Raw genomic sequence first — 8,653 nt, 5'->3', positions numbered from 1 at the left:
TCCTACACCTTCATCGCGAACACGGTCGGCATCACCGAGCAAGCCGTCCGCGCCCGCGTCCTCCGTGCCCGACGCCACCTGACGAGCGCATTGGGGGCCTGGCGATGACCACCCGCATCCACCCGCCCGACCCGACCCCGCCCCACGAGCCCGACGAAGAGCAGCTGCCCTGCGGCCGGCTGCTGTCGCAGGTATGGGCGGACTGGGAGGAAGGCGTCACCGACACTCACCTCCCGGACTGCCTGCACTGCCGACAAGCAGTCGAGGAACTGGACCAGTTGGAGTCGGCCGTCCGCCACCTGCGCGACGACGTCCAGGAGAACATCACTGTCGACGCCGCTTCCCTGACCGAACGTGTCATGGACGTGGTGCGCCTGGAACTGCGCCCGGGACGGCCCCTCCCGCTGGGCGAACCGGACGAGAACATGTGGATCATGGAATCGGTCGCAGCCCGCACACTGCGTGCCGCCGCCGAACAGGTACCCGGTGTCCGAGCGGGCTCCTGCCGGATCCCTCCCGAGGCGGCTCACTCCTCCCGGCTGACCGTGGCCCTGGACATCCACGTTCCTCTCGCTGCTACCGATCTGCAATACCTGGCCGAAGAGGTCCGCCACCGCGTACGGCAGGCGGCTGAAGAGCTCCTCGGTGTCGACCTCGTCGGCATCGACATCCGCATCACCGATCTCGTCGACGAGCCGGACACCAGCGCGAAAGGCCACGGCCGATGACCCAGCATCCCGCCCTCACCGAGGAATTGACCGTTTCCGTCCGCGGAGTGCCCGGTGTTGCATTCCTCAAGCCCGGCATCACAGACTCGTTGCGTTCGATCCTCCGTCAATCCGGCCGGAATGGCAGAGTCACCCCGTCGCCCGCGGGACTGAAGGTGAGCCGTCCCGGCGGTACTGGACCATGGGTGATCGAGGTGCAGATTGTCACCCGCGCTGGCATGCGGGTCCTGGACGCTACCCGCGCCACCCGAAGCGCCGTCGAAGCCTGCCTGGCCGCACGGTTTCCCACCGACGCCACACACATCACCGTGACCGTCACCGGGATCGTCTGAGCCGTGTTGCAGGCGGTTGGGATCAAGGCAGGTGGATCTGAGTATCAGCTTGTGGTGGTCATCGGGTCAGTGGGCTTTTTCCTGTGTGCGATGGCTCGGTTCGGGTAGGTCGTCGCCGCGCTGCTGGCGGTTGTGGGGAAAGTACGCGTTCTCAGTGGAGTAGTGCGTCCGGTGCGAGAGGGCGTGACGGCCGGAGGCTGCCTCGCGATTCAGGAGGTACCGCGCAAGCTGGCCCTAGGCTCAGGACGGGATCGGTCCGCCCTCGGTCTCCTTCAGTGCGGCGACCTCGTCGAGCGAGCGCAGGATCGCGGTATCGCCCCAGTTCGAGACCAGGTCGTCCTCGGTGAGGGTGGTGGAGACGACGTACTTCGGCATCGCCTTGTAGTCGGCGAAGTCCGCCATGTCGGGCCACACCGGGCTGAACGCCTCGTAGCTGGTCCGGCCCATCAGTATCGCGGTGGCTTCCTTCTGCTCCCGGCCCTTGATGTCGAACGCTTGGGGGAGGAACTCGACGTCCTTGAAGGTCCATCCGGAGTTCCGGTAGCCGGGCTCGCCGCCCGGGCCCTCCACGACGCCGTCGAGCGAGATGAACGCGGTGCTGATCAGGGTACGCATCTAAGGTTCTTCGGTGTCTCGTGTCTGGTTCTCAGCAGTTCGGCTGGTGCGCGATTGGATCACAGTCGCGGCCGCAGCGCACCAACAATGATCTTTGACTGCGGATCACGGAGAAACTCATCGGTTGTCGTCTGGCCCGTGCTGGTCCGGACGGTTCATCAACCCGCCATCGGGTTCGGTGGTCAGGGTGGGGACGGGCTGCGTGGGTTCGGTGTTCCACGTCCCGGGATTCACCGTCGCCCCCGGACTGGAGCGGGCGGAGCGGAACTCGATGAACGGTCCAGGACCTTGCTACGACCAGGCCGGCTCGCGCCGAGTTGTCGAGGTCTTCGCCAGTGAGGCTGAGTTCGGGCAGGCCGCCGATTTCGAGCCTGCGGGCTCGGTCCAGCTGGGGGACCTGCATCTGGGCCGTCAGACAGGCATCGTGCGGGTCGGGGATGCACATCGGCCCCCAGGTCCCGGTCGCGCTCGTGACGACGAGTTCGTCGAGCTGGGGCGTCGGTCTGTGGCAGGCACAGGGTGGGCAGGTTCCAGCAGGCAGGGACCCTTCCGCAGGTCCGCATACGCCGGGGGCCGGCCAGAGGTACTGACGCAACGGGAGGTGGCGGCGCAGCTTTCCGCCTCCTTGGGCACTGTGAAGACGCGCATGCGAGAGGGGCTGATCCGTCTCCGAGACGGCCTGGGAGTGGCCGTATGACGTCCGCCGACCTCCACACACTCGCCGGCGCCTTCGCGCTGGATGCACTGGACGGTGACGAGCGCGCCGCTTTCGAAACCCATCTGCGCTCGTGCACAGGGTGTGAGAGCGAGGTGGAGGAGTTTCGGACCACTGCGGGGCGGCTCGCGCTCGCGGCCACCATCACTCCGCCGCCCGCGCTGAAGCAGGCTGTCCTGCGGCGGATCGACACCGTCCGCCAAGAGCCCCCATCTACCAAGCCGCGACCTGGCGGACCTCGGGCTCCCTGGCATCGGATGCGTCAATGGGCACTGGCCGCCTGCCTGGCAGCAGTCGCGCTTGGGGGCACCGCCGTCTGGCAGCACGAACAGGCCGAGCACGCACGCACGGAAGCAACCCGGGTGCGGTCGAATGCGCCGACCGGATTCTGGCGGTGCTCACGGCTCCGGATGCCCGGACGAGCAGTATTGCGTTGCCGGATGGTGCACGTGCCAGTGTCGTGGTGTCCGCCAGTGCTGATGCTGCGGTATTCACTGGCCATGGGATGAGAATACCGCCCGAGGGCAAGGTCTTCGAGCTGTGGTACAGCGACCACGGCACGATGCGCCCGGCGGGCCTCCTCGACGCCGCTCGAGCCGCTCAGTCCGTGCTCATGAGCGGCCCGGTCGGCCGGGCCGACGGCGTGGGCGTCACCCTTGAGCGCGCAGGTGGGGCGAAGACACCGACTTTGCCTCCGGTCGGAGTTGTCGACTTCGACTGATGATGTCGTCCCGCGGAATTGCCGGCGGCGGACACACCAATCCGTATCGTCTGCGGATACGGATTACCTGTGCACGGGAAATTCTCCGGTCACGGACGGCGCGCGCGGGAGGTGAGCATGATGACGGACGAGGAGTTTGAGAAGCTGATGGCGGAGATCCGTCGGGAAGCGGATCACCGGCGTCCCCCGCCGCCGTCGGAGCAGCACGACGAGTACGAACGGCTGGCCCGGCACGCAGAATTCGGGGCCTGCGCGCACTGAGCCGGCCGTGGTGGGCGTCAGCCCGCTGGAGAGGCGAGTTGTGCGTAGACGACGATGTTGTCCCTGTAGTGGTGGTCGGCCTGGGTATAGGTGCCGCCGCACGTGATGAGGCGCAGCCCGGCGTAGTCGAGATTGCGGTAGACCTCGATGCTCGGAAAGCGGTCCTTGGCGTACTGGGCTGTCTTGGTGACGGTGAAGTGCGCCGTCGTTCCGTCCGCGCGTGCGACATCGATGCGCTGACCTGGCTTGAGCTGAGCCAGTCGGAAGAACACGGCCTGGGCGCCATTCCAGGTGACGTGCCCGGCGATCACGGCGGGACCTTGTTCTCCGGGTGTGGGACCGAGCTGGTACCAGCCGGCTTTCGCCGGGTCGCGGGGCGTCTGCATGGCCTGCTTGGCGTCCATGCCCAGTCGTTCCAGCGAGGTCGACACGCCCAGCGACGGGATCGTGAGGCGTGAGGGGGCCGACGCGGGCATGAGAAGTGGCCGGGAGGGGACGGCCGTTGAGGTCGCCCGCTGCGGGGGCCGGCCCGTCGGAGATGTGGAGGCGGTGGGACTGGAGACGCCGGGTGGGGCGGGTTCCTGGTGGCTGATGCCCAATGCCAGCAGCAGTGCGCCGGCTACGGCAAGGACGGGAGCCGCCGCGAGCACGGCCAGGCGCGCGTGTCGCCCGGCCGTGCTCGTACGCCGCCCCGGTGATGCGCGGTCGTCGGGGTTCATGGCCGTTGGTCAGCGCGTCTCGGCGGCGGCCCGGTGCCGGTTGCGGCGCACCACAACGAACAGCGCGCCTGCGGACAGAAGGGCGACTCCGCCGCCGGCGATCAGTCCCGGGGACTCGATGCCCTCGGTGGAGCCCGAACCGGTCTCTACGCCGCCGACCGGCATGGAGCCGACGGCTGCGCCCATGACCATGCCGCAGTCGGTCGGTGCGGTGGCCTCCTGTGGGAGCTTGGGGTCGAGTTCGCTCTTGCCCTTGTTGAAGTCGTACTTGCCGTTGTTGTTGGTGTCGATGCCGTGCTGGACGACGTGCAGGTCCTTGATGTGGTCGGCGACGGCCGGGGAGACGGTGATGGTCCGCTCGTAGGAGAGGGAGCCGTCCTTCGTGGCCACGGGCATACGGTCCACGGCGAGTCCGCTGCCCTTGGTCGTGTCGCCCTTGGTGGTGAGCGAGATGTTGATGTCGCCGTACGCGGGCATGCCCTCGGCGGTGGTGACGACGCCGTCGCCGTTCTTGTCGGCGCCGGCGGTGGGGCAGTGGAAGTCATGTCCTGTTGTGGAGCCGTGGATGTGCTGGGCGTGCGGCTGCCCCGGGACCAGGCCCGAAGCCTGGATCTTCACGGTGAGTTTTGTGCCGTCGATGCTGAGCATCGCGGTGCCGTGCGCGCCGGACTTGTTCAGCTGGGCGAGATCGACCTGGTAGGTGTGACCGCTCATGGTGCCGGAGTGCCCCTCGTGCGCGGCGGCCGGGAGTGCGGTCGTCAACGCGAGGGCGGCGGGGAGGGCCAGCAGGGTGGTCAGTCGTGCAGTGCGTTGGGCTATCACAAGGAGACCCATCAGTTGTCCGCCTCGAACGGAGTCGCATGGAAGCGGAGTTGGGATGTTCCTGACACGAGTGATTCGACAGCCTGCGGTCGGCGGATTGGTCTCCGACGGGATTTGAGGTCGTCGCGATGAATCGCCTCACGTTCGGGCGGTGTCCCTGGTGCCGGTGACGTGCGGTGATGCCCTGGGCTTCCCCAGTGGGCTCTTTCGTGAGATGCCCGTGAACTGGCCGGCAAGGCACGTCAGTTATGTCGGTGAAGGCCAGCCGGGGCTCTCACCGTGGTGCTGGTGGTGAGGTCTGCGTGCAGGTGGTTCCAGGCGGTGTCATGACGGGTTGCGGGCTTGCCGTCGCAGAAGGGCTGGGTTCCTTTTGCGGTGTAGTACTTGAGCATGGTCAGGACGGCAAGGGTGTTGCGCTGTTTCGGGTCGGTGTAGGCCACGCCGGGGCTGTGGGACTGATGAGCGCGGCAGTGGGGCTGTTCGCTGTCGATTCTGCTGTCGAAGGCTCCGCCGTTTTGGGCACTGCCGCAGGCCGTCAGGGCAAGAGCGCTGAGGACGTAGAGTCCGGCGAACGCCGGACGGGTGATGTGAAGGCGCATTGGGAGGTCCCCAAGTCGGTGGGTTCGGATGACGCCGGGGGATGGTCGGGGTCGGGAGAGGGACAGCTCACGCAGGAAGGGCGCGTAGGAGCGTTCCGGCGCCGACGGCGAGGATGAGCAGGGCTGTGCCGAGCGGGGTGATGCGGCCGGCCCATGCGGTGAGGCTGGATGCCCGGTGTCCGTTGAGCGCGGGCAGCCTGTTGCGGAGCGTGAGCAGGAGCAGGCCGGCCGCTGTGAGGGTGAGGGCCATGCCAAGGCCGTAGCAGATCACCAGGGTGATGCCGAAGATGGTGCGGCCCAGTGCGATGGAGCCGAGCAGTACGACGAGGGCGGAGGGGCTGGGCACCAGGCCGCCGGCGATCCCGATTCCGATCAGCCCTGCCTTGCGTCCGCCGGCGGGCCGGTGACCGTGATGGTGATGACCGAGCAGGCCATGGGCATGCCCGTGCTCGTGATGGTGTTGGTGGGGGGCATGTGTGTGGGACTCCTCGTGATCGTGTCGGCTGGCTGGTTCGCCTGAGTCCACCAGGACCTGGCCGGTGCGGACTTCGCCAGTTGGTGTTGCGGATGGTGTGGTGGACGTCCGGTCGCCGGCGAGACTGTGCCGGTGTTCCCCGTGACGGCGTGTGATGCTGTGGGAGGGGTCCGGGGTCGGCGCTGTTGATCCCTGCGCGGGGAGATGGCGGCTGTGGTTGGGGTAGGGGCGTTGGCGCAGTGTGCGCAAGGCTTGGGGGAGTAGCCAGGCTCCGGCGCCCATGATGAGCAGGCCGCTGGCGGTGGCCAGCCAGGCCAGTGCCTGTTCGCCGACGAGTGCGGAGGAGATGCTCAGAGCGATACCGAGAAGCAGTACGGAGGCGGTGTGGGTGAGGGTGACGGTGGACGCGACGGTGACGGCGTCGCGGGGGCGCCCCTGACGTCCGGCGAGGTAGGCCGCCATGATGGTCTTGCCGTGACCGGGCAGAAGCGCGTGTCCAGATCCCAGGAGCAGGGCGAGCGCGATGGCCAGCAGACCTACCGGCAGGGTCAGTTGGTTCTGGTCGGACAGTGCGCCCAGGCGCTGTTCCAGCGCCGTGTACCAGCTGGAGGGGCCGCTCGCCGGGGTGAATGCGGCAGCAGGCGCGCTCGTGCCCTTGCCCATGACCAGGCGGGCGTGGCGGGTGTCCGGAGGGTTGGACAGCAGGCCGGCGGGATAGCGGTGCAGCGCGTTCGACAGGGATCGGGAGGGTACGTCGGAGGTGCCGATATGGGCTCCGCCGGCTGCGGTGGCGGTGATCTCGTGCCAGCCGATGCGCGAGGTGTCGACGCCGCTGTGGACCGTGACGGCGGTGGCCTCGGCGGTGTCGAGGTCGGCGGTGAGGCGGCATTCGAGGCGTCCGGTGTCGAGTCCGGCCTGCCCGGCGACGAGCCGGTAGCTGCTGGTGGAGACACGGAAGTTGAGCGTCCTGTTCCCGGCACCCCGGTGGCGGATGGTTGCGGTGACGCGATGTGCCAGGGAGGCGCAGGCGGCGTTCGCGTGGGCACTCTTCTCTGCGGTGCTGAGCAGGCCGTTGTGATCGGTGTCGAGGTCGGGCATCGCCTGCAGGGTGGGAATCTCGGCCGTATCGAGGACCGCGAAGTCCTCCAGCCGGTCAGGGGTCAGGGTCAGTCCGTCGTAGCGGTTCACGGTGAAATTGCCCAGCGGGTGAGCGCTGGCCGAAGACGCGTTCCAGGTCAGAAGAAAGGGCAGCACGGCGAGCGCTGCAAGGGCGCTGCGTGGGGTGAGGCGGCGGGTCATGAGGTTCCTCGGAGCCGGGCCAGGCGCTGGCGCGCGTCCGGTGCGTACAACGGTGAGAAGTGCGGATTGAGCTGCAGTGCCCGGGACAGGTCGTTTCGGGCTGCGTCGGTCTGACCGAGGGAGTCCTCGATGACGCCGCGGTGGTAGAAGAGTGCGGCGTCCTTCCACCCCAGAACGGCGGCGCTGTTGGCCAGTGCCAGCGCCTGTTCGTCGCGGCCGGCTCGGTGCAGCGCCCAGCTCAGCGCGTCGGCGACGATGACGTTGTGCCGGCGTTTCCATTCGGCACTCAACAGGGTGACTGCGCGTTGAGGGCTGCCGTGATCGGCTTGGTACTGGCCGAGGTTGAGGTCGTCGACGACGCCGTTGGCGGCGAAGAGTTTCTGTTCGGCCTCCAGAACGGCGTACTGCCGGCGGGCCTCGACGCTCCGGCCCAGGGACTGGAGGAGTTCGCCGAACTCCAGGACGTACTGGGGCTGGGGCACGCGGTCGATCGCCCTGCGGTAGTCCCGCGTTGCCTTCTCGCTCTGGCCGAGCGCTGCTTCGGCACGGGCGGCGCCGGCCAGTGATGCAATGTAGGTGGGGTCGAGGGACAGTGCGGTGCGGAAGTGCCGTAGAGCGTCTTGGGGGGAACCGGTGTTGAAAGCGAGTTCCCCCAGGTAGTGGTGGCAGAAGGCTTGGTCGGCACGGGTTGAGGCATCCTCCAGGGCGCGGTCAAGGGCGACGGCCGCCTCGTCGGTGCGGCCGTGGAGTTCCAGTGCGTAGGAGGCTCTGGTGAAGGAAGCGGTCGAGGGGCGCAGATCGAGCATCTTCTGCAGAGACGCCTGCCCTTGCGTATCGTCGCCCAGCTGGGTGAGGGCGTCGGTGAGAGCCCCGTAGGGCGCCGGGGCGTAGGGGTCACTGGCGACGGCTTGCCGGGCCCAGTTGCGCGCGGCGGTGAACTGGTGGCGGGCGTTGGCCAGTTGAGCCATGCCGGTCAGCGCGACGGTGTTGGCCTGTGGCTGCTGGCTGAGTGAGCGTCGCAGCGCTGTTTCGGCCTTGGGGTAGAGAGTGGGGTCGACGGTGAGGCGGGCCTGTTCGACATACAAGCCGCCGAGCTGGGCCCAGGATCCGGGGTTCTGCGGGTGCTGGGCGAGAGTGTGCTGGAGGTCGGTGATCGCCGTGCCGAGGGAGGCGGCGGACCGCGGGTTGGCGCCGCCGGCGCGGGCGGGCTGCGCTGTGGGCGGGGCGTCGGTGTGGAGCGCGGCGAAGCCGGTGAGTCCGGCGCACAGGGCCACGGCAGTGGTGATCAGAGCAAGGCGGCGCACGGGGAATGCTGTTCCTCTCGGCAGACGGGCAGACGGGCAGACGGGCGGGCAGGCGCAAGGCGG

Annotated in this window: 8 protein-coding genes and 4 pseudogenes; 6 read left to right on the top strand and 6 right to left on the bottom strand. The window is 68.2% G+C overall.

The window, feature by feature from the left end:
• From J0695_RS44260 to J0695_RS30270, 3 genes and pseudogenes are all read left to right on the top strand, one after another.
• Positions 1 to 108: pseudogene (locus J0695_RS44260) on the top strand (RNA polymerase subunit sigma-70); the annotation flags it as partial.
• Positions 105 to 728: an Asp23/Gls24 family envelope stress response protein gene (locus J0695_RS30275; RefSeq protein ID WP_206967397.1), complete on the top strand. Its 624-nt coding sequence runs from the start codon at positions 105 to 107 to the stop codon at positions 726 to 728. The pseudogene J0695_RS44260 and the gene J0695_RS30275, both read left to right, overlap by 4 nt.
• Positions 725 to 1,060 (top strand): hypothetical protein, encoded by a 336-nt coding sequence (locus J0695_RS30270; protein WP_206967395.1) that lies wholly within the window; start codon positions 725 to 727, stop codon positions 1,058 to 1,060. Before J0695_RS30275 ends, J0695_RS30270 begins: the two co-directional genes overlap by 4 nt.
• A 249-nt stretch (positions 1,061 to 1,309) precedes the next feature.
• On the opposite strand, the pseudogene J0695_RS30265 reads toward J0695_RS30270, so the two are convergent.
• Positions 1,310 to 1,675 (bottom strand): annotated as a pseudogene (locus tag J0695_RS30265) (dihydrofolate reductase family protein); the annotation flags it as partial.
• A gap of 586 nt (positions 1,676 to 2,261) precedes the next feature.
• Here J0695_RS30265 and J0695_RS30260 point away from each other — a divergent pair.
• The 3 genes and pseudogenes from J0695_RS30260 to J0695_RS30250 form a co-directional block, all read left to right on the top strand.
• A pseudogene (locus J0695_RS30260) lies at positions 2,262 to 2,372 on the top strand (sigma factor-like helix-turn-helix DNA-binding protein); the annotation flags it as partial.
• Positions 2,369 to 3,111 (top strand): annotated as a pseudogene (locus tag J0695_RS30255) (anti-sigma factor). The pseudogenes J0695_RS30260 and J0695_RS30255, both read left to right, overlap by 4 nt.
• Positions 3,112 to 3,228: 117 nt before the next feature.
• The gene (locus tag J0695_RS30250) at positions 3,229 to 3,372 is read left to right on the top strand and encodes a hypothetical protein (RefSeq protein WP_206967393.1); all 144 of its coding nucleotides are present in this window, start codon (positions 3,229 to 3,231) and stop codon (positions 3,370 to 3,372) included.
• Positions 3,373 to 3,389: 17 nt separating this feature from the next.
• Here J0695_RS30250 and J0695_RS30245 read toward each other — a convergent pair whose 3' ends face one another.
• The 5 genes from J0695_RS30245 to J0695_RS30225 form a co-directional block, all read right to left on the bottom strand.
• Positions 3,390 to 4,091 (bottom strand): class F sortase, encoded by a 702-nt coding sequence (locus J0695_RS30245; RefSeq protein WP_206967391.1) that lies wholly within the window; start codon positions 4,089 to 4,091, stop codon positions 3,390 to 3,392.
• Between the two features lie 9 nt (positions 4,092 to 4,100).
• The gene (locus J0695_RS30240; RefSeq protein WP_206967399.1) at positions 4,101 to 4,913 is read right to left on the bottom strand and encodes a GVDTG sorting domain-containing protein; all 813 of its coding nucleotides are present in this window, start codon (positions 4,911 to 4,913) and stop codon (positions 4,101 to 4,103) included.
• Positions 4,914 to 5,155: 242 nt separating this feature from the next.
• Entirely contained in the window at positions 5,156 to 5,512 is a 357-nt protein-coding gene (locus J0695_RS30235) for a hypothetical protein (protein ID WP_206967389.1), read from the bottom strand.
• Positions 5,513 to 5,579: 67 nt separating this feature from the next.
• Positions 5,580 to 7,286: a HoxN/HupN/NixA family nickel/cobalt transporter gene (locus J0695_RS30230; RefSeq protein WP_206967388.1), complete on the bottom strand. Its 1,707-nt coding sequence runs from the start codon at positions 7,284 to 7,286 to the stop codon at positions 5,580 to 5,582.
• Positions 7,283 to 8,590, bottom strand: coding sequence for a tetratricopeptide repeat protein (locus tag J0695_RS30225; protein ID WP_206967385.1), 1,308 nt, complete (start codon positions 8,588 to 8,590; stop codon positions 7,283 to 7,285). The genes J0695_RS30230 and J0695_RS30225 overlap by 4 nt, the downstream gene beginning before the upstream one ends.
• Between the last annotated feature and the right edge of the window lie 63 nt (positions 8,591 to 8,653).

The sequence above is a fragment of the Streptomyces beijiangensis genome (assembly GCF_017315755.1).
GTDB classification, from domain to species: domain Bacteria; phylum Actinomycetota; class Actinomycetes; order Streptomycetales; family Streptomycetaceae; genus Streptomyces; species Streptomyces beijiangensis.
This window is presented reverse-complemented; position numbering and strand designations above follow the sequence as displayed.

Coding starts and splice junctions, on each gene's coding strand:
- J0695_RS30235 (WP_206967389.1), bottom strand. CDS start 5,512: ATGCGCCTTCACATCACCCGTCCGGCGTTCGCCGGACTCTACGTCCTC.
- J0695_RS30275 (WP_206967397.1), top strand. CDS start 105: ATGACCACCCGCATCCACCCGCCCGACCCGACCCCGCCCCACGAGCCC.
- J0695_RS30270 (WP_206967395.1), top strand. CDS start 725: ATGACCCAGCATCCCGCCCTCACCGAGGAATTGACCGTTTCCGTCCGC.
- J0695_RS30230 (WP_206967388.1), bottom strand. CDS start 7,286: ATGACCCGCCGCCTCACCCCACGCAGCGCCCTTGCAGCGCTCGCCGTG.
- J0695_RS30245 (WP_206967391.1), bottom strand. CDS start 4,091: ATGAACCCCGACGACCGCGCATCACCGGGGCGGCGTACGAGCACGGCC.
- J0695_RS30250 (WP_206967393.1), top strand. CDS start 3,229: ATGATGACGGACGAGGAGTTTGAGAAGCTGATGGCGGAGATCCGTCGG.